Source organism: Pseudoalteromonas sp. A22 (genome assembly GCF_018141345.1).
Classification (GTDB): Bacteria; Pseudomonadota; Gammaproteobacteria; order Enterobacterales; family Alteromonadaceae; genus Pseudoalteromonas; species Pseudoalteromonas maricaloris.
The window spans coordinates 3,780,001-3,797,619 of the sequence record NZ_CP047238.1 but is presented as its reverse complement, the minus strand read 5'-3'; the positions used below and the strand labels follow the sequence as shown (position 1 = coordinate 3,797,619).

At 43.7% G+C, this 17,619-nt stretch carries 24 protein-coding genes (1 of these 24 only partly in view); 21 read left to right on the top strand and 3 right to left on the bottom strand.

The window, feature by feature from the left end:
• Window positions 1-117: 117 nt before the first annotated feature.
• Window positions 118-1,284 carry a hypothetical protein gene (locus GSF04_RS22095; protein ID WP_211858798.1) on the bottom strand — a complete coding sequence of 389 codons (1,167 nt, stop codon included), beginning with the start codon at window positions 1,282-1,284 and terminating at the stop codon, window positions 118-120.
• A 199-nt stretch (window positions 1,285-1,483) separates the two neighbouring features.
• Here GSF04_RS22095 and GSF04_RS22090 point away from each other — a divergent pair, with 199 nt between their 5' ends.
• Window positions 1,484-3,427 carry an AsmA family protein gene (locus GSF04_RS22090; protein ID WP_211858797.1) on the top strand — a complete coding sequence of 648 codons (1,944 nt, stop codon included), beginning with the start codon at window positions 1,484-1,486 and terminating at the stop codon, window positions 3,425-3,427.
• 240 nt (window positions 3,428-3,667) lie between these two features.
• Window positions 3,668-4,129 (top strand): hypothetical protein, encoded by a 462-nt coding sequence (locus GSF04_RS22085; protein ID WP_211858796.1) that lies wholly within the window; start codon window positions 3,668-3,670, stop codon window positions 4,127-4,129.
• Here the strand turns inward: GSF04_RS22085 and GSF04_RS22080 are convergent.
• A complete protein-coding gene (locus GSF04_RS22080; RefSeq protein WP_349251741.1) occupies window positions 4,126-4,617 on the bottom strand; it encodes a tetratricopeptide repeat protein in 492 nt (163 codons plus the stop codon). The two genes, GSF04_RS22085 and GSF04_RS22080, sit on opposite strands and share 4 nt — an antisense overlap.
• Window positions 4,618-4,882: 265 nt before the next feature.
• Between GSF04_RS22080 and GSF04_RS22075 the strand changes: the two genes are divergently transcribed.
• The gene (locus GSF04_RS22075) at window positions 4,883-5,407 is read left to right on the top strand and encodes a hypothetical protein (RefSeq protein ID WP_211858795.1); all 525 of its coding nucleotides are present in this window, start codon (window positions 4,883-4,885) and stop codon (window positions 5,405-5,407) included.
• 1 nt (window position 5,408) lies between these two features.
• Here GSF04_RS22075 and GSF04_RS22070 read toward each other — a convergent pair whose 3' ends face one another.
• Complete coding sequence (locus GSF04_RS22070) at window positions 5,409-7,952, bottom strand: serine/threonine-protein kinase (RefSeq protein ID WP_211858794.1); 2,544 nt, start codon at window positions 7,950-7,952, stop codon at window positions 5,409-5,411.
• 167 nt (window positions 7,953-8,119) lie between these two features.
• Here GSF04_RS22070 and GSF04_RS22065 point away from each other — a divergent pair, with 167 nt between their 5' ends.
• The 18 genes from GSF04_RS22065 to rplQ all read left to right on the top strand — a co-directional run.
• Window positions 8,120-8,959: a polysaccharide deacetylase family protein gene (locus tag GSF04_RS22065; RefSeq protein ID WP_211858793.1), complete on the top strand. Its 840-nt coding sequence runs from the start codon at window positions 8,120-8,122 to the stop codon at window positions 8,957-8,959.
• A gap of 382 nt (window positions 8,960-9,341) precedes the next feature.
• The gene (gene rplN, locus GSF04_RS22060; RefSeq protein WP_010378257.1) at window positions 9,342-9,710 is read left to right on the top strand and encodes a 50S ribosomal protein L14; all 369 of its coding nucleotides are present in this window, start codon (window positions 9,342-9,344) and stop codon (window positions 9,708-9,710) included.
• A gap of 10 nt (window positions 9,711-9,720) precedes the next feature.
• On the top strand, window positions 9,721-10,035 hold the full coding sequence (gene rplX, locus GSF04_RS22055) for a 50S ribosomal protein L24 (RefSeq protein ID WP_010378260.1): 315 nt from the start codon (window positions 9,721-9,723) through the stop codon (window positions 10,033-10,035).
• 15 nt (window positions 10,036-10,050) lie between these two features.
• On the top strand, window positions 10,051-10,590 hold the full coding sequence (gene rplE / locus GSF04_RS22050; RefSeq protein WP_010378262.1) for a 50S ribosomal protein L5: 540 nt from the start codon (window positions 10,051-10,053) through the stop codon (window positions 10,588-10,590).
• A 10-nt stretch (window positions 10,591-10,600) separates the two neighbouring features.
• Window positions 10,601-10,906, top strand: coding sequence for a 30S ribosomal protein S14 (gene rpsN / locus GSF04_RS22045; protein ID WP_010378264.1), 306 nt, complete (start codon window positions 10,601-10,603; stop codon window positions 10,904-10,906).
• A 20-nt stretch (window positions 10,907-10,926) separates the two neighbouring features.
• Entirely contained in the window at window positions 10,927-11,319 is a 393-nt protein-coding gene (gene rpsH, locus GSF04_RS22040; RefSeq protein WP_010378266.1) for a 30S ribosomal protein S8, read from the top strand.
• Window positions 11,320-11,332: 13 nt separating this feature from the next.
• The gene (gene rplF, locus GSF04_RS22035; protein ID WP_010378268.1) at window positions 11,333-11,863 is read left to right on the top strand and encodes a 50S ribosomal protein L6; all 531 of its coding nucleotides are present in this window, start codon (window positions 11,333-11,335) and stop codon (window positions 11,861-11,863) included.
• A 9-nt stretch (window positions 11,864-11,872) separates the two neighbouring features.
• A complete protein-coding gene (gene rplR / locus GSF04_RS22030) occupies window positions 11,873-12,223 on the top strand; it encodes a 50S ribosomal protein L18 (protein WP_010378271.1) in 351 nt (116 codons plus the stop codon).
• 9 nt (window positions 12,224-12,232) lie between these two features.
• Window positions 12,233-12,739: a 30S ribosomal protein S5 gene (gene rpsE, locus GSF04_RS22025; protein ID WP_010606806.1), complete on the top strand. Its 507-nt coding sequence runs from the start codon at window positions 12,233-12,235 to the stop codon at window positions 12,737-12,739.
• Between the two features lie 6 nt (window positions 12,740-12,745).
• Window positions 12,746-12,925: a 50S ribosomal protein L30 gene (rpmD, locus tag GSF04_RS22020; protein ID WP_010378276.1), complete on the top strand. Its 180-nt coding sequence runs from the start codon at window positions 12,746-12,748 to the stop codon at window positions 12,923-12,925.
• A 4-nt stretch (window positions 12,926-12,929) separates the two neighbouring features.
• A complete protein-coding gene (gene rplO, locus GSF04_RS22015; protein WP_010378278.1) occupies window positions 12,930-13,364 on the top strand; it encodes a 50S ribosomal protein L15 in 435 nt (144 codons plus the stop codon).
• 11 nt (window positions 13,365-13,375) lie between these two features.
• Window positions 13,376-14,704 (top strand): preprotein translocase subunit SecY, encoded by a 1,329-nt coding sequence (gene secY, locus GSF04_RS22010; protein ID WP_010606805.1) that lies wholly within the window; start codon window positions 13,376-13,378, stop codon window positions 14,702-14,704.
• Between the two features lie 22 nt (window positions 14,705-14,726).
• Entirely contained in the window at window positions 14,727-14,840 is a 114-nt protein-coding gene (gene rpmJ, locus GSF04_RS22005; protein WP_002959476.1) for a 50S ribosomal protein L36, read from the top strand.
• A gap of 131 nt (window positions 14,841-14,971) precedes the next feature.
• Window positions 14,972-15,328, top strand: coding sequence for a 30S ribosomal protein S13 (rpsM, locus tag GSF04_RS22000; RefSeq protein ID WP_010378282.1), 357 nt, complete (start codon window positions 14,972-14,974; stop codon window positions 15,326-15,328).
• A gap of 13 nt (window positions 15,329-15,341) precedes the next feature.
• Window positions 15,342-15,728 (top strand): 30S ribosomal protein S11, encoded by a 387-nt coding sequence (gene rpsK, locus GSF04_RS21995; RefSeq protein WP_010378285.1) that lies wholly within the window; start codon window positions 15,342-15,344, stop codon window positions 15,726-15,728.
• 21 nt (window positions 15,729-15,749) lie between these two features.
• On the top strand, window positions 15,750-16,370 hold the full coding sequence (gene rpsD / locus GSF04_RS21990) for a 30S ribosomal protein S4 (protein ID WP_010378286.1): 621 nt from the start codon (window positions 15,750-15,752) through the stop codon (window positions 16,368-16,370).
• Between the two features lie 24 nt (window positions 16,371-16,394).
• On the top strand, window positions 16,395-17,381 hold the full coding sequence (gene rpoA / locus GSF04_RS21985; protein WP_010378288.1) for a DNA-directed RNA polymerase subunit alpha: 987 nt from the start codon (window positions 16,395-16,397) through the stop codon (window positions 17,379-17,381).
• 39 nt (window positions 17,382-17,420) lie between these two features.
• A protein-coding gene (rplQ, locus tag GSF04_RS21980; RefSeq protein ID WP_211858792.1) for a 50S ribosomal protein L17 crosses the window boundary here: on the top strand, window positions 17,421-17,619 show its beginning. The gene runs 200 nt beyond the window's last position; the window shows 199 of its 399 coding nt (coding positions 1-199); it begins with the start codon at window positions 17,421-17,423; its stop codon lies beyond the right edge, outside the window.

Sequence of the window (17,619 nt, the reverse complement as noted above, 5' to 3'; positions counted from 1 at the left end):
ATTTAATTTCTGAGTTTCGAAAGTAGGACATAATGATTTGCATAAGTGTTGCACATGGCTGGTGCAAAGTACCACAGCCTGCACAGTAATAATGCAAGCTGTGTTTGGAGTCAGTCGTTATCCAAAGATGGTGCGCATTAAGCTGATGGTTTCATCAACACTGCGGCCTTTTTCCACTTCAGCGACTATCGAGTCACGTTTGGTGCGAATATGCTCTGGAATAGACTCATCCGCGAGTGCGCGGTCGACTAACACTTCTGCTGACTCTTTACCGCGGCGTAGTGTTTTTTTGCCACCACTGGTGCCGCTGCGCTGAGGTTTATGCAGTAGCTTAAAGTAATTGGAGTTAGTGGCGGTGTCTTTATCCGCGTAATAAAACAGGCATGGTAGCAGCGCTTTAATTTCAGCAAGTTGCGTTTCAAACTCATCCACAGGAGCGGCCATCGTATACCATGGCATTGCTTTAATGGTGCTGACGACATCGGTCCAGTAACGCTCAAAATCGCGATTGTTTAGCTTAGCAACACCAAGCGCTTGGCATAAAGCGTCAAGCTTGCTCGAGGTTATTGGTGTGAACACATCTGGGCGACGCATTGCTAATAGGCGAGTAGCTGGTGCAAGCGTTGGCTTTTCCTCGCTGCCAGCAAAGGCACTTAAATACCCGACCATAAATGATTGGTAATGCTCGAGCGTCACGTCACCTTCTGCCGGGATTGCGGCTAGCGCTTCATCAAAAGCACCCGGAAGGTCGTCTAATAACTGGTGAAAGCCTTTTGCACTTTTGGTGGAGGCAAACCACTCTACGTCAAATTGATACACGCTGGTATCTAAATTTGCAGCATGCTTACCGCTAAAGGCAAGGCGATCTTCTTTGATCATGTCTTTAAGTGGGGTGCTGCGCATTGGTTTAAGGTATTCAATCAGTTTTAATTGCTCATCTAGTGCAATCACTTCTTTGTGACTGGTAATAAATGCAGCCACCATAGGCCAAGGCGCAATGCGTAACGTTTTGAGTTGTAAAAAGCTAATCGCTGCGATGAGCAGATCTTGTAGCTTTTTCACTGTGGGTAATTGATGGTCATCCAGTAAATCAAAATTGATACGATTTTTCGCCACATCAAGCAGTTCATAACACCAACCAAGAAAATCTTCAGGGTGATTTTCCACCTTAACCGCCATCAGATTAAGGCTGATCTCCGTGGCCTGTTTGAGGATATTTTGATAGATCTGACTTTCTTGTTCGCCCAAGGCCATGTTTGACGGTGATATGAGCAGTTTCTTCATGCGGGTTAGATACTCCAAGTTTGATTAATAAACCAACCAGTAAAATATAGCTAATGACGCTAAAAACTGGCAAGGGCGAGGATCATACCGATTAGTCAAAAGGTTGCAATCGCTCAGTACAAATTATTTGCCTTTATTCATGGTATATTCGACTACAGCCGTTATCATAAAGAGAACCAAGCCTTACGAAGGAAAAGCAATGAACCGGCTAGTTAAAATCGTAGGCGCCATTGTCGCGCTTATTATTATTCTTGTTATCGCAGCCCCGTTTTTAATCCCCAAACAGGCAATTATTGACCAAGTCACGTCACAGGTTGAGTCAGTGACAAGTAGAAAACTGTCGATCGATGGCGACTCTGACATCGGTATTTTCCCAACGCTGCACATTGAGCTAAACCAAGTGCGATTTGCCAACATGGCAACGGGCAGTCGCCCAGATATGTTTGCCATGGAGCAACTTGCCGTGCATATTCCGTGGTTAAGTGCGCTGTCTGGTGAAGCTAAGCTTGAGCGCTTTGTGATCAATAATCCTAAAATTATTCTAGAAACCGACAAACAAGGTAATGCTAACTGGCAGTTGCTACCCACCAGTGCAGAAAGCGCGCCAACGGCGCAAACCAGTTCACAAGGTAATATGCAGTTACCGGAAGGCTTAGATGTTAGCCTTGGCGAAGTGGCGATTTATGGTGGTTCGGTGACTTACCTTGATGGTGTGACAGGCGCTGAATATCAGGTAACTGATTTAGACATTAGCGTGATGTTATCGTCACTGTATCAACCATTAGAAGTCGACGGCAAGCTGACTTTTCAAGGTCAAACTTTTAACCTAGTTACTACACTCGATAACCCCGCAAAGGCGATCGAAGGTGAAACCTTTAATGTTGAACAACAAGTAAAATCAGCGCTGTTCAACCTTGACTATAAAGGTGAAATTGCAGAGCAAGGTAAAACCATTCGCGGTCAATTAGCCTTGACTGGCGACTCGGTAAAAGCGCTAGCTAAGTGGCAGGGCGTTGACCTAAAAGCCAAAGAAAATGCGTTCAACGACTTTGGCCTAAACGCCAAAATGACGATGCAAGGGCAAGTCTTTACTCTCAATGCCTTAGAGGCAACCTTGGACGAATTGGTAATAAAAGGTCAAAGTAAAGTCACCCTCTCAGGTAAGCCTGATATTACCGCGAGTGTTGACCTTGGCATGTTAGATCTTAACCCTTATTTGCCAGAACCTGTGGAAAAACCACAAACGCAACCTGAGTCAGAAGGCGCACCAGCACAGCCTATCGTGTGGGATGACACTGCAATTGATTTGTCAGCATTTAATAGCCTCAATGCGAATGTGAAGATCACCTCTACAGGGCTACGTGCGAGAGAAATTAAGCTTGGCGAAAACCAAATCAGTCTAGTACTTAACTCAGGTAAGGCGACACTGAGCCTAGATAAATTCCAAGCCTATGAAGGTCAGGGTAAAGGTAAGGTTGTTGTAAATGCGGCAACAAAACCTTATGCCATCAGTACTGACTTTGCGTTAACGGCAATTAATGCCGAGCCACTACTGACTGATGCCATTGGCTTTGACAAAGTATTGGGTAAAGGTAGTCTTAATTGGACGTTAAACACACAAGGCGTTAGTCAAAAGCAATTTGTGAATGCTCTAGGTGGTAAATTAGGTTTTGAGTTCAAAGATGGTGGCGTAAAAGGCGCAAACCTTGCTGAGATGATCCGTAAGGGCAAAGAGATGCTCAAAGGCGATTTCTCTTCGGTATCGCAAGGGCTCAATGCCAATTTCGACCCAGATCAAAAAACCGACTTCTCAGCCATGACTGGCACCTTTATCTTTACCAAAGGCGTAGGTCAAAACGATGACTTCTCATTGGCAAGCCCGTTACTTCGAGTGACAGGCAAGGGCACCGTTGATTTACCACAAACTTTAGTTGATTACCGTGTGGTGACTGGAATTGTTGATACCATTGAGGGGCAAGCCAGTAGCGATGACAGTACTGGTTTTAAAATTCCAGTGCGGATCAAAGGTCCATTCCACAAAGTTGAAACTAACCTAGACCTAAAAGAAGCGGCAAAAGACAAAGCCAAAGACAAGGTTAAGGATAAGGTAAAAGACAAACTTAAAGGTTTGTTTGGTGGATAGATCTTTATGACGCTTCAATAAACAGCTCATCTGTTTGTTTTAAATCAATTTCAGCTTAACAAGGGCTTGCCGATGGTAGCCCTTGTTCTATATTCATCGCGAGTTAATTATCTATATGCGGTTATAGTGAGCTTATGACTGGCTTATGCCTATAAGTTGTAATCTACAGCAATAGGATTACTGCTATTCATGTGCTTAAATGGATGCGGATAGCTCTACAAACAAAGGAAGGATAAAATAATGAGTACACCTACTTATTTACTCGAATACATGGTGACCCCAAAAGCTGAGGGCAACTGGATATATGACGATAAGCCAGTTAAACTTAAATTAGCTCAGGGTGAAAGCGCTGTTCTAACCTATAAGCTCGTTACCGATGAAGCTGGCTGGAGCTTTGCTGAAAACGGTACTTACTTTATCGAGGCGCAAGATAACTTCAATTATAACCTTACAAGCACATTAAAAGATGAGTTAACGGTTGAGGTTAAGATTGAGGCATTGAATGTTGCGAATACGCTAAGTGAAAATGATATCGAAGGGCTTTCAGCTAACCCCGGTGCGAGGGTTGTTACACTAGTGAGGAATAACAGCTCAAATATTGAGTTCAGACTTGTTGCTCAAAATGATTCTGCAAATGGTGCCGTGCGCTATTTCTCTCAAGATCCAAGGGTGATAATTGACGAGCCAGATGCTCCAGTCTAATTCGTAATTTGCACTTGGCACAGATAGGTAAAGTGTTCTGTGCCAATTCTTAATTCAAGTGATGGCGAGTGACATAGTGTCCTGAACCATGACAAGCGATAAAAAGACGGGCTCCAGCCTAAATCAATGCTTTTTTTCAGTGAAGCCATCGCGGAATACTTTTCTTCTATCAGCGTTTGAATTAGCGATTTTACGTAAAAAGCCTCAGCTGAATCGGGATACTCTGCCAAATATTCATCAATTGCTATTAATGCCTCTTGGTTCCGACCTAGGTGTGCCAAAGCTTGAATGCGCACGACTTCAACTTGGCTTGCTGGAGCACTGGCTAAAATTTGCAGATACACTTCACTGGCTTTCGCCTTCTCACCCATTAGGGAGTAAATGTCTGCATAGTTAAGTAAGATTTCTACATTGCTGGGCGCCAACTGAGTGGCTCTTTCAGCAAATGCGAGTGCCCGTTCTAAATCACCTAAGAGCATCAATACAATGGCATAATTATTAAAGGTAGCCGTACTTGTATATGAGCGATTAACTAGAGCTTAGTAGAGTTTGTTTGCTTCATATTGGGCAAGGCTGTATTGCGGATGACTTTTATAGTACTTCTCATCGAGTTGAGCCTGCTGATTATGGTTTCGGCTTTGGTGAATCACTGTAGTCGCTTTGCTTGCTGTAACCTATTGTAATGGCATTGGTGCAGCTGATGTGCTTATATTAAGTGCGAATAGCTCTGCAAACAAACGAAGGATATTAAAGATGACGCAACAGTCGCTCAGTTATATAGTTACTCCTGGTTTTTTACCACCTGTAGAACACTCTGAAGAGGCGGCGAAAACTGCCCCTTGGAAAATCACTAACCTTCAACACGAGGATGTAGAAGAAGTTGTTATAGACATTTCTGAGTTATCAGGAAAGTCGGTCAACTTATATTATGAACTTGACTCTGGAAGCTTTGATAGCGGTTGGCAATTCGCTGATAACGGTACGCTATTTGTTAATGCACAAGACAACTTTAACTATCAAGTGAGCAGCATTGTTGCTAACGATGGTCGTAGTATGATTGTAAGTATCAGTAGCATTGAGTCGTCTAAAACGATTCTTGAGGGCGCTGCTCAGGAAATGGCGGGTCACCTAGACTCTGGGTTTGCAATCCCCCTGCAGCCTAACAATAACTTTAAGGTTGCTTATCGACTCATAGCAAAACATAAGAATGATTCACAAATGCGTTATTTTTCTCAAGATCCAGTTATTGTAATCGAAGACGTTGATCCACCTTCTTGATTTAAGTTTTTTGGCATAGATAGGAATAGTTTAGCTGACCTATCTGTGCTGCTAAATCTGGTTGGTTACAAAGTGGTTTGAACCACGCTAGTCTATAAAATACGGCACTCCAGCCTAAATTTAAACTACGTTGTAATGAAGAAATAGCAGAATAGGTTTCGTGCAATAAAGTTTGTATCAACGCCTTAACATAGTAGGCTTCCGCTGAATTTGGCTCTAACGCAATTTGCTGTTCTACCAGTAATAATGCTTCTTGAAAATTCCCCAAATGTGCCAGTGCTTGTGCTTTTACCAATTTTGTGACTTTTGAGTCGTCTAGAGTAAGCACCCGTAAATAAACCTCTTCCGCTTTTTGCTGTTGGTTAGTTAAAGTTAGTAAATCAGCATGATTTATCAAAAACTCAGCTTTGCTAGGCGCATGTTCAACGGCTTGTGATGTATATTCTAATGCGGAGATAAGCTCTCCTTTTAGCATTAAAACAACGGAGTAATTGTTCAGGGTAGCCGTATTGATTTTTTCTTTTTCTATTAGCTTTTTATACGCTGCACTTGCCTCGTCGAGTTTGCCCAAGAATGAATAAATATCCGCAATTGTTTTGAGTGTTTTAAAATCATTGGGTGCATATTGTTGTGCTTTTTCGAGATAGCTAAGTGCTTGTTCGTAGCGACCCAAGCGTATGTTTAGAAAAGCGGCATTTCTTGTGATACTCAAAGTCGGTCTTAGCTTGAATGCATTAGTGGTATGTATTAATGCCGCTTCGTAGTCACCTTTTAAATCCAAGTAAAAGCTGATAAGTCCTTGCTTTTCGAACTCATCTAATGAGGAGCGGTGGATGGCTTCTAATACTTTTCTGGCTTCTCGATTATTTTGAGAGTATTGATAAAGTTGCAAAAGATGTGTTTGGTAAAGTGGCGTATTTTTGAGCTTTTCAGGGGCTGATTCAAGCACTTCACTCAGCGAATGTAAGATTAAATTGTCTGAGCTATTTTTGAACGCGTTGATGGCAGTCTTTGTATATATCGAATAAAGAGGAAGAAAGTCGGGGGAGATTCGGATTAATGACTCTATTTTTTTAATCGTTGTACGATTTTCAATATTAACAGACTGTGCTTCACGATAGAGCTCTGCGTATTGATTCAAAAAGTTTCTGTCATTCAATTCAGGTGCAGACTTTTCTTTTGCTAATGAGTATAAGGAGGATAATGTGACATTAAAAACATCGCCGTAACTTTCACTAGAAGTGACATTTCGAACACTATTAGTTAACGCTGCATTGGCTCCATTGATGGTGCTTAATTCAATGTCACAGCTGTTCACATCACAGACTAACTGGGATGATATTAGAATATCAGCATTCAAAGCTGCGCCGATTTCTTTTAAAGGCGCGGTATCACCAAGTAGCTTTTGTGTTTGGCTTATTTCGCTATTAGCAATCAATACGTAACTGGAATCGTCGAGAAAGTACTGCTTTATTGCATCTTGGATAGCCAATTCAATAATTTGTTTGTGAGCATTCAATATTTGCGTGCTTTCACTGAATTCTACTGGTAGCGCTGCAATATAGATCTTGGGTTTGGTTTCCTGCCAATACCAGTACCCACCAACGGCTAAGCACACTAAAAAGGTGAAAAGTGCTGCAATACCTAATTGCTTTTTACGTGCTTTGGCTTTCTCTCTGGCTCTATCTCGTAGCTCTATTTGTTCAAGTGACACTGTCGCTTCGCTGTTATCGTAGCTAAAGGCGTGTAAAATTTGCTTTAGCTGCTGACTGACTTCATTAGCGCTGCTTGGACGAGCGCTTTTGTCATATTGCAATAAGCGATCAATGAGCTGTGCCAGTGCAGGGGGAATATCTAAAATACGTTTAGCACTGGCTTTTAACGGCTGGAACTTGATCTGTTCAGCAATAGACTTGTCACTGCCATCGTCAGCTTGTTCGAAATAAGGATGATGTCCTGCTAACAGTTGATAAGCTATTAGCCCAAATGAGAATAAGTCACTGCGACTGTCTAGCGTTTCATCACGAAGTTGCTCTGGTGACATTGCTGTGAGACTACCGTAACTGGTATGTGGACGAGAGGCTTGGTTGTCTTCTAATTGTGAAATACCAAAATCGGCAATTTTGGCTATGCTCTGTTCATTAACTAGTATATTGCCAGGTTTTAAGTCTAAATGAAGAATGTTCTGGCCATGAGCTGAGGCCAGGCCATCGGCGACATGGCTTAGTAGCTCTACTTTTTGCTCGGTAGTTAATACGTGTGTTTTTGTGTAGTGCTGTAAAGTTGCACCTTGCACATATTCCATTTCCAAAGCCATTTGCCCATCGCTTTCAAAGACATCATAAATTTGTACTATGTTTGGATGGTTAAAACGCGCTAACAGGCGGGCTTCGTTGAGTGCATCTGATTGCGTGTGCTGAGTTAGTGACATCACCTTTACCGCCACTCGGCGGCCTAATTTTTTGTCGGTAGCAAGGTACACTTTGCTCATTCCGCCTTCGGCGAGCAAGATCACGTCCTGATAGTATTCTTCTAACTTCAACACAGCGCTGTCTTTCTCTTTTATTATTGGGGTTAGTGTATCGCTAAAAATACTAAATTAGTACCATTTGCGTTGGGCTTAGTCGCAAATAACAAGTTGAAAATTTAACACTTTGTCATACTCACAGCCGCATGTAGGTTATAAGGATAAACAACTATAAGGACAAGCAAATGGCAAAGTTATCTTCTAATTTAGTTTCTCACTTCAGTTTGGCCGCCATGATGGCAAGCGCTCTGCTCGTAAATACGTCTAGTATAGCGGCAGATAACAAACAAACCTTTAGTTACCCCAATAATGCTCGTAACGCAATAAGCCTTACGTTTGATGATGCAAGGCCAAGCCAAGTTGATGTGGGAGTGCCGCTACTCAATCGCCATAAGGTGAAAGGCACATTTTATGTTATGCCACCACAGGTGAAGGAAAAGCTCGCATTGTGGCAAGCCGCTGTGAAGCAGGGGCATGAAATAGGTAATCACACCAGTGAACACTTATGTACGGGCAACTTTGCTTGGCTGAGGGAAAAGGACAAAGGACTCGAACAGGTTGATTTGGCCTACATAGAACGCGATGTAGTAAGCACTACAAAATATATTGAAAAGCATTTAGGCGTAACCCCCAGAAGTTTTGCATATCCTTGCGGTAATACCTTTGTTGGTCGCGGCGCTGAAGTAAAAAGTTATGTGCCGATGATTGCGAAGCATTTTGACAGTGGCCGCACGTGGTTAGATGAAACCGCTAACCACCCAACTTATACTGACTTTGCGCAGCTCACAGGAATTAGGATGGACGGTGTTAGTTTTGAAGAGCTAAAAGGGTTACTGGAGCACCTTAGGGCAAATAACAGTTGGATAATTCTTGCTGGACATGAAGTGGGCGAAAAAGGCATGTACACCGTCGATACCAAAATGTTAGACCAGCTTATTCCTTACTTACAGGACCCTAAAAACAGTTATTGGTTAGACACCGTAAGCAATGTGGGTGATTACATCAAAAGTAAAAGAGAGCCGTAGGTCGAGATTTATCTCGACTATTTTCTTTAAATATCGTTTTTGATTAAATTTTGAGTTTCTCAGATTTAAAATTCGAGATGTTTTTGCTCAAAGCATCTGAGTAAATAATAATCGAAACAAAATTTCCGCTGTAAAATTTGTTCAATATATGCGCAAGTGGTTGAATTCTCGATTGCTTGTCGCTATATCCCCAAACTGTAATTGGTACGTCATGTTAACGCGTTAAATTAATTAAAAATTGAACTATCTTTGATGCGACATTGCTGGTACAATTGCCCGCCCTTGAAAGACATAATCACAGTTTTTTGAGTGGAATTTAACCTAAATGCCTTGATTTTGAACGAAATCTAGGCGAGTTGTAACTACACCGGAGGTCATTAAGATGATCCAAATGCAAACTCAGCTGGACGTTGCTGATAACAGCGGCGCTCGCAAAGTGCAGTGTATAAAAGTCCTTGGTGGTTCGCACCGTCGCTACGCAGCGGTTGGCGACATCATTAAAGTTTCTGTTAAAGAAGCGATTCCTCGCGGCAAAGTGAAGAAAGGTGATGTTAAAAACGCAGTAGTAGTGCGTACTAAAAAAGGCGTACGTCGTCCAGACGGCTCTTTAATCCGTTTCGATAGCAATGCGGCTGTTATCTTAAATGATAACTTACAGCCTATTGGTACTCGTATCTTCGGCCCTGTGACTCGTGAACTTCGTACTGAAAAGTTCATGAAGATCGTTTCACTAGCACCAGAAGTACTATAAGGAGTCGATCATGGCAGCAAAAATCCGTCGTGATGACGAAGTAATCGTACTAGCCGGTAAAGACAAAGGTAAGCGCGGTAAAGTGCTTTCAGTTGTTACTGAAACTGGCCGAGTATTTGTTGAAGGCGTTAACATCATCAAGAAACACCAGAAGCCTGTACCACAACTACAGCAAGCTGGCGGTGTTGTTGAGAAAGAAGCGTCAGTCGACGTATCAAACGTAGCGATTTTCAATGCCGAAACTGGCAAAGCGGATCGTGTAGGTTTTAGATTTGAAGACGGTAAAAAAGTCCGTTTCTTCAAGTCTACCGGTAAAACTATTTAATAGTTGGAGTAGACGATGGCGAAACTGCATGAAGTGTACAAAGACAAAGTGGTAAAAGAGCTTCAAGAGAAGTTCGGTTACAGCTCTGTCATGCAAGTCCCTCAGATCGAAAAGATCACACTTAACATGGGTGTGGGCGAAGCCCTAGCTGACAAGAAAATTCTAGAAAACGCAGTAGCAGACCTAGAATCAATCTCTGGTCAGAAGCCTCTAGTGACTAAAGCACGCAAATCAGTTGCTGGCTTTAAGATCCGTGAAGGTTACCCAATTGGCTGTAAAGTAACCCTACGCGGCGAGCGTATGTGGGATTTCCTAGAGCGTTTAGTCTCTATCGCGATGCCACGTATTCGTGACTTCCGCGGTGTTAGCGCAAAGTCTTTTGACGGTCGCGGTAACTACTCTATGGGCGTACGTGAACAAATCATCTTCCCAGAAATCGATTATGATAAAGTAGACCGCGTTCGCGGTATGGATATCACAATCACTACTTCTGCGAAAACAGATGACGAAGGCCGTGCGTTGTTAGAAGCGTTCAACTTCCCATTCAAAAAGTAAGGGTAGGGTTATGGCAAAGAATTCAATGAAAGCACGTGACGTAAAACGTGCTAAATTAGTTACTCAGTATGCTGAAAAGCGTGCTGCGTTAAAAGCTATCATCAGCGATGTTAATGCATCTGATGATGAGCGTTGGGATGCAGTGTTAAAGCTACAGTCTTTACCACGCGATTCTAGCCCTTCACGTCAACGTAATCGTTGTAACATCACGGGCCGCCCTCATGGTTACCTTCGCAAGTTCGGCTTAAGCCGTATTAAAGTTCGCGAAGCAGCGATGCGCGGTGAAATTCCTGGCCTTAAAAAGGCTAGCTGGTAATAGAATCACGGGAGTAAGACATGAGCTTGCAAGATCCAATTGCGGATTTGTTCACACGTATCCGTAACGGTCAGTCTGCGAAGAAGGTATCTGTTTCAATGCCAACTTCAAAGCTGAAAGTAGCTGTAGCTAAGGTACTTAAAGACGAAGGTTATATCACTGACTTCGCAGTATCTGGTGACGTAAAAGCAGAATTGACTATCGAACTTAAGTACTTCGAAGGCAAAGCTGTAATCGAAAACATCCAGCGTGTTAGTCGCCCTGGTCTACGTATCTATAAGAGACGTGACGAATTACCTAAGGTAATGGGTGGTCTAGGTATCGCTATCGTATCAACTTCTAAAGGCCTGATGACAGACCGCGCTGCGCGTACCGCTGGCGTTGGTGGTGAAATCATTGGCTTTGTAGCTTAATCGGAGGGGAACTATGTCTCGTATAGCGAAGGCTCCAATCAATGTTCCTGCCGGTGTTGAAGTTACAATTAACGGCCAGGACATCAAAGTTAAAGGCAAGAACGGTGAATTAACTCGCACAATCAACGATGCGGTTGAAGTTTCACTAAACGACAACGTTATCACTACAGCTCCTCGTGAAGTTGCTAATGCTTGGGCTCAAGCTGGTACTGCACGTGCGCTAATCAACAACATGATTGTTGGTGTTAACGATGGTTATGAGAAGAAACTACAGCTAGTAGGTGTTGGTTACCGTGCGGCAGTTAAGGGCAATTCATTAGATTTAACCCTTGGCTTTTCTCACCCAGTGAACTTCGAGATCCCAACAGGTATCACTATCGAAGCTCCAAGCCAGACTGAAATTGTTGTTAAAGGCGCAGACAAGCAGTTAGTTGGTCAAACAGCTGCTAACATCCGCTCATACCGTGAACCAGAGCCTTATAAAGGTAAAGGTGTACGTTACGCTGATGAGCACGTGCGTCGTAAAGAGGCTAAGAAGAAGTAAGGTAAGACGATGGATAAGAAAACAGCTCGTCTACGTCGTGCTAAGCGCACTCGTAGAAATATTATCGAACAAGGCACAACACGTCTTGTTATCCACCGCACGCCACGTCACATTTACGCTCAAGTAATCAATGCTGAGGGTAATGTACTGGCTGCTGCTTCTACTGTTGAAAAAGCAATTGTTGAAACAGTTAAAGGCACAGGCAACATCGAAGCGGCTCAAGCAGTTGGTAAAGCAATCGCTGAGCGCGTAGCTGACAAAGGCGTTGAAAAAATCGCTTTTGATCGCAGTGGCTTTAAATATCACGGCCGTGTGAAGGCGCTAGCTGATGCTGCGCGCGAAGCCGGTCTGCAATTCTAGGAGTAGACAATGGCTAACGTAGAAGCAAAAGCACAACAGCCTGAATTGGCTGAAAAGCTAATCGCGGTAAACCGTGTGTCTAAAGTGGTTAAAGGTGGTCGTATCTTTAGCTTCACTGCACTAACAGTAGTTGGTGATGGCGCTGGTAAAGTAGGTTTTGGTTATGGTAAAGCACGTGAAGTTCCTGCTGCTATTCAAAAAGCAATGGAAAAAGCACGTCGTAACATGATCACTGTTGAACTTAAAGGTAACACGCTACAGCACCCAATCAAGGGTCGCCATGCGGGTTCTAAAGTTTACATGCAGCCTGCATCTGAAGGTACAGGTATCATTGCAGGTGGTGCGATGCGTGCAGTACTAGAAGTAACTGGCGTACAGAACGTACTATCTAAAGCATACGGTTCAACTAACCCGATCAACATCGTTCGCGCAACTATCGCAGCGCTAGAGAATATGAATTCTCCAGAAGGTATTGCTGCGAAGCGTGGTCTTAGCGTTGACGAAATCTTGGGGTAAGACACCATGGCAAACACAGTAAAAGTAACTCAAGTACGTAGCTCAATCGGTCGTTTACCGAAGCATAAAGCTACATTACGTGGCCTTGGTTTACGTCGTATCAACCACACTGTTGAGCTAGAAGATACGCCAGCAGTTCGCGGTATGATCAACCAAGTTTCTTACATGGTTAAGGTTGAGGGGTAATTCGATGAACTTGAATACACTTTCACCTGCTGCAGGTTCAAAAACAGCTGGTAAGCGTCTTGGCCGTGGTATCGGTTCTGGTCTTGGTAAGACTGGTGGCCGTGGTCACAAAGGTCAAAAGTCACGCTCTGGCGGTAAAGTACGCGTTGGTTTCGAAGGCGGTCAAATGCCTATGCAACGTCGTCTACCTAAGTTTGGTTTCACTTCACGCAAGTCTCTTGTGTCTAAAGAAGTGAATCTATTCGAAATCGCTAAAGTTGAAGGCGATGTGGTAGATCTAAACGCGTTACAGGCAGCTGGTATCGTTAAAAAGAACATCCAGTTCGTAAAAGTTGTAAAATCTGGCGAAGTTTCACGCGCTGTTACTGTTAAAGGCATGAAAGTGTCTAAAGGTGCACGCGAAGCTATCGAAGCTGCCGGAGGCAAGGTAGAAGACTAAGGAAGTACGCTATGGCTAAACCAGGTCAAGATATGCAAAGTGCACAAAGTGGGCTTGCGGAACTGAAGCGCCGATTACTATTCGTATTGGGTGCTATCATTATTTACCGTCTGGGCTCTTTTGTGCCAATCCCTGGGATTGACGCCGCTGTACTTGCCGAATTCTTCGAGCAACAAAAGGGCACCATTGTTGAGATGTTCAACATGTTCAGCGGTGGTGCGCTTGAGCGTGCATCGGTATTGGCGCTAGGTATTATGCCGTACATCTCGGCTTCGATTATTATGCAGCTATTAACGCACATACATCCTGCGATGATAGAGCTTAAGAAAGAAGGTGAGCAAGGGCGTAAGAAAATCAGCCAGTATACGCGTTATGGTACGCTTGTGCTTGCTACATTCCAATCGATAGGTATCGCTACTGGTCTACCTAACATGATGGAAGGCCTAGTTGTGAATCCAGGCTTCGGCTTTTATTTCACAGCTGTAGTGAGCTTAGTCACAGGAACTATGTTCCTTATGTGGTTGGGCGAACAAATCACTGAGCGTGGTATCGGTAACGGTATCTCAGTTCTAATATTTGTTGGTATTGTAGCTAACCTGCCGTCTGCAATTGGTTCGACAGCAGAAATGGCGCGCCAAGGTGATCTGCATATTTTAGCATTGTTATTGATTGCGGTAATCGTATTCGCCGTAACTTACCTAGTTGTGTTCTTCGAACGTGGTCAACGTCGTATCGTTGTAAACTATGCGAAGCGTCAACAAGGTCGTCAGGTATTTGCTGCTCAAAGCACGCACTTACCACTAAAAGTTAACATGGCGGGTGTTATTCCACCAATCTTTGCTAGCAGTATCATTTTGTTCCCTGGTACAATAGCAAGCTGGTTTGGCCAAGGTGAAGGTCCGGTCGCTGATGTGCTACAAGCTATCTCAGCAGTATTGACTCCAGGTCAACCACTGTATGCGATGGTATTAGCTGCGGCTATTATCTTCTTCTGCTTCTTCTACACTGCGTTGGTGTTTAACCCGCGTGAGACAGCAGATAACCTGAAAAAATCTGGCGCTTTTATTCCAGGCATTCGTCCAGGTGAGCAGACATCTAAATACATTGATAAAGTGATGACACGCCTGACATTGGCAGGTGCTTTGTATATAACCTTTATCTGTCTGGTGCCCGAGTTTATGACTATGGCATGGCAAACGCCATTCTACTTCGGCGGTACATCGATTCTGATTATCGTTGTTGTCATCATGGACTTTATGGCACAAGTACAGACTCATATGATGTCACATCAATATGATTCTGTGCTGAAAAAAGCGAACCTTAAAGGCTACGGCCGTTAAGGTCAGTTTACGGAGTTGAGTAATGAAAGTACGTGCTTCCGTTAAGAAAATTTGCCGTAACTGCAAAGTAATCAAGCGTGCAGGTGTTGTACGTGTGATCTGCAGTGAGCCAAAGCACAAGCAAAGGCAAGGCTAAGCAAATTAAGTCGTGCAGGCTGAGTAACTTTACTTAGCCTGTTTCTTTGGTAAAACTTGAATGTCGGTTGGGTATCCTATACGGGCTTTCCAGCAAGATGATAATCAAGTTTATTTATAGGAGATATGTTAGTGGCCCGTATCGCAGGCATTAACGTTCCTGATCATAAGCATGCTGTTATCGGTTTAACAAGCATCTATGGTGTAGGTAAAACTCGCGCTAAGGCGATCTTAGCTGCGACAGGTATCGCTGAAACTACTAAAATCGGCGAGTTAAATGACGAAACACTTGACATCCTTCGTGAAGAAGTTGGCAAGTACACTGTTGAAGGTGATCTTCGTCGTGAAGTTACACTAAACATCAAGCGTCTTATGGACCTTGGTTGTTTCCGTGGCTTACGTCACCGTCGTTCGCTACCACTACGTGGTCAGCGTACTAAGACTAACGCGCGTACTCGTAAGGGTCCTCGCAAGCCTATCAAGAAATAAGGTGGGGTAAGTTATGGCAAAAGCACCAATTCGTCGTAAAAAGGTCAAAAAGCAGGTTGTTGACGGCATGGCTCACGTTCATGCATCTTTCAACAACACGATTGTGACCATCACTGACCGTCAAGGCAATGCTCTTTCTTGGGCGACTGCGGGTGGTTCAGGTTTCCGTGGTTCTCGTAAGTCTACTCCATTCGCTGCACAGGTTGCTGCGGAGCGTGCAGGTGTTGCTGCACAAGAGTACGGTCTTAAGAACCTAGAAGTATTCATCAAAGGTCCAGGTCCAGGCCGTGAGTCTGCTGTTCGTGCATTGAATGCTGCTGGTTACCGTATCACTAACATCACTGACGTGACGCCAATTCCACACAATGGTTGTCGTCCACCGAAGAAACGTCGCGTATAACAATAGGTTAGGAGAAAGAACATGGCAAGATATTTGGGCCCTAAGCTCAAGCTGAGTCGTCGTGAAGGTACTGACCTGTTCCTTAAAAGCGGCGTAAGAGCAATTGACTCTAAGTGTAAACTAGAAACAGCACCTGGTCAGCACGGCGCACGTAAAGGTCGTCTATCTGATTACGGTTTACAGCTACGTGAAAAGCAGAAAGTTCGTCGTATCTACGGTGTACTAGAAAAGCAATTCCGTAACTACTACAAAGAAGCTGCTCGCCTTAAAGGTAACACAGGTGAAAACTTGTTACAGCTTCTAGAGCAACGTCTAGACAATGTTGTATATCGCATGGGTTTTGCAAGCACACGTGCTGAAGCACGTCAGCTAGTAAGCCACAAAGCGGTTATGGTTAATGGTCGTGTTGTTAATATCCCTTCTTTCGTAGTTACTCCTGAAGATGTAGTAGTAATTCGCGAGAAGTCTAAAAAGCAAGCGCGTATCATCGCTGCTCTAGAGTTGGCTGAGCAACGTGAAAAGCCAACTTGGATTGAAGTTGACGGTAAGAAAATGGAAGGCACTTTCAAGCGTCTACCAGAGCGTTCTGATCTGTCTGCGGACATTAACGAACAACTAATCGTCGAACTTTACTCGAAGTAAAGTTAAGAGTTAAGAGAGGATAAAATGCAGGGTTCTGTAACCGAATTCCTAAAACCAAGATTAGTCGATATCGACGCTGTAAGCTCAACGCGTTCTAAAGTAGTTTTAGAGCCTCTAGAGCGTGGTTTTGGCCACACACTAGGTAATGCTCTACGTCGTATACTTCTTTCATCTATGCCTGGTTGTGCTGTGACAGAAGTTGAAATTGACGGCGTATTGCACGAGTACAGCGCGAAAGAAGGCGTACAAGAAGACATCATTGAAATTCTGTTAAACCTTAAAGGTCTAGCGGTATCTCTAGAAGGTAAAGATGAAGTTTTCCTTACCCTGACTAAGTCTGGTGTAGGCCCTGTGACTGCGGCTGATATCCAGCACGACGGAGATGTGACTATCGCCAACCCTGAGCATGTCATTTGTCACTTAACTGCTGACAATAGCGAAATCAGCATGCGCATTCGTGTTGAGCGTGGTCGCGGTTATGTACCGGCGTCTAGTCGTTTATCCTCTGATGACGATGAGCGCCCAATCGGCCGTTTGTTGCTAGATGCATCATTCAGTCCGGTTGAGCGTATTGCGTACTCGGTTGAGTCAGCTCGTGTTGAGCAGCGTACAGACTTAGATAAACTAATCATCGATATGGAAACGAACGGCACTTTAGATCCTGAAGAAGCGATCCGCCGTGCGTCAACTATCCTTGCTGAGCAATTAGATGCATTCGTAGACCTACGTGATGTTTCTGAGCCAGAAGAGAAAGAAGAGAAGCCGGAGTTCGATCCGATTCTACTTCGTCCAGTTGATGACTTAGAACTAACTGTACGTTCTGCAAACTGTCTGAAAGCCGAGCAAATTCAATATATCGGTGACTTAGTACAGCGTACTGAAGTTGAGCTTCTGAAAACACCAAACCTTGGTAAGAAGTCTCTAACTGAAATTAAAGACGTGCTAGCTTCACGTGGTCTATCTCTAGGTATGCGCCTAGAAAACTGGCCACCTGCAAGTCTAGCTGAGTAATCTAAGTTACTATATTAGTTTAGTTAGAAGGATAGGGTCATGCGCCATCGTAAGAGTGGTCGTCAATTAAACCGTAACAGCAGCCATCGCAAAGCGATGTTTAGCAACATGGCTGGTTCTTTGGTGAAGCACGAAATCATCAAAACTACTTTGCCTAAAGCAAAAGAGCTGCGCCGTGTAATTGAACCTTTAATCACACTGGCTAAGACTGACAGCGTAGCAAACCGTCGTTTAGCGT

Coding starts and splice junctions, on each gene's coding strand:
- rpsN (WP_010378264.1), top strand. CDS start 10,601: ATGGCAAAGAATTCAATGAAAGCACGTGACGTAAAACGTGCTAAATTA.
- rpsH (WP_010378266.1), top strand. CDS start 10,927: ATGAGCTTGCAAGATCCAATTGCGGATTTGTTCACACGTATCCGTAAC.
- secY (WP_010606805.1), top strand. CDS start 13,376: ATGGCTAAACCAGGTCAAGATATGCAAAGTGCACAAAGTGGGCTTGCG.
- rpoA (WP_010378288.1), top strand. CDS start 16,395: ATGCAGGGTTCTGTAACCGAATTCCTAAAACCAAGATTAGTCGATATC.
- GSF04_RS22095 (WP_211858798.1), bottom strand. CDS start 1,284: ATGAAGAAACTGCTCATATCACCGTCAAACATGGCCTTGGGCGAACAA.
- rplO (WP_010378278.1), top strand. CDS start 12,930: ATGAACTTGAATACACTTTCACCTGCTGCAGGTTCAAAAACAGCTGGT.
- rpmD (WP_010378276.1), top strand. CDS start 12,746: ATGGCAAACACAGTAAAAGTAACTCAAGTACGTAGCTCAATCGGTCGT.
- rpmJ (WP_002959476.1), top strand. CDS start 14,727: ATGAAAGTACGTGCTTCCGTTAAGAAAATTTGCCGTAACTGCAAAGTA.
- rplN (WP_010378257.1), top strand. CDS start 9,342: ATGATCCAAATGCAAACTCAGCTGGACGTTGCTGATAACAGCGGCGCT.
- GSF04_RS22065 (WP_211858793.1), top strand. CDS start 8,120: ATGGCAAAGTTATCTTCTAATTTAGTTTCTCACTTCAGTTTGGCCGCC.
- GSF04_RS22075 (WP_211858795.1), top strand. CDS start 4,883: ATGACGCAACAGTCGCTCAGTTATATAGTTACTCCTGGTTTTTTACCA.
- GSF04_RS22085 (WP_211858796.1), top strand. CDS start 3,668: ATGAGTACACCTACTTATTTACTCGAATACATGGTGACCCCAAAAGCT.
- rpsD (WP_010378286.1), top strand. CDS start 15,750: ATGGCAAGATATTTGGGCCCTAAGCTCAAGCTGAGTCGTCGTGAAGGT.
- rplF (WP_010378268.1), top strand. CDS start 11,333: ATGTCTCGTATAGCGAAGGCTCCAATCAATGTTCCTGCCGGTGTTGAA.
- rplE (WP_010378262.1), top strand. CDS start 10,051: ATGGCGAAACTGCATGAAGTGTACAAAGACAAAGTGGTAAAAGAGCTT.
- GSF04_RS22090 (WP_211858797.1), top strand. CDS start 1,484: ATGAACCGGCTAGTTAAAATCGTAGGCGCCATTGTCGCGCTTATTATT.
- rpsE (WP_010606806.1), top strand. CDS start 12,233: ATGGCTAACGTAGAAGCAAAAGCACAACAGCCTGAATTGGCTGAAAAG.
- rplR (WP_010378271.1), top strand. CDS start 11,873: ATGGATAAGAAAACAGCTCGTCTACGTCGTGCTAAGCGCACTCGTAGA.
- rplX (WP_010378260.1), top strand. CDS start 9,721: ATGGCAGCAAAAATCCGTCGTGATGACGAAGTAATCGTACTAGCCGGT.
- rpsK (WP_010378285.1), top strand. CDS start 15,342: ATGGCAAAAGCACCAATTCGTCGTAAAAAGGTCAAAAAGCAGGTTGTT.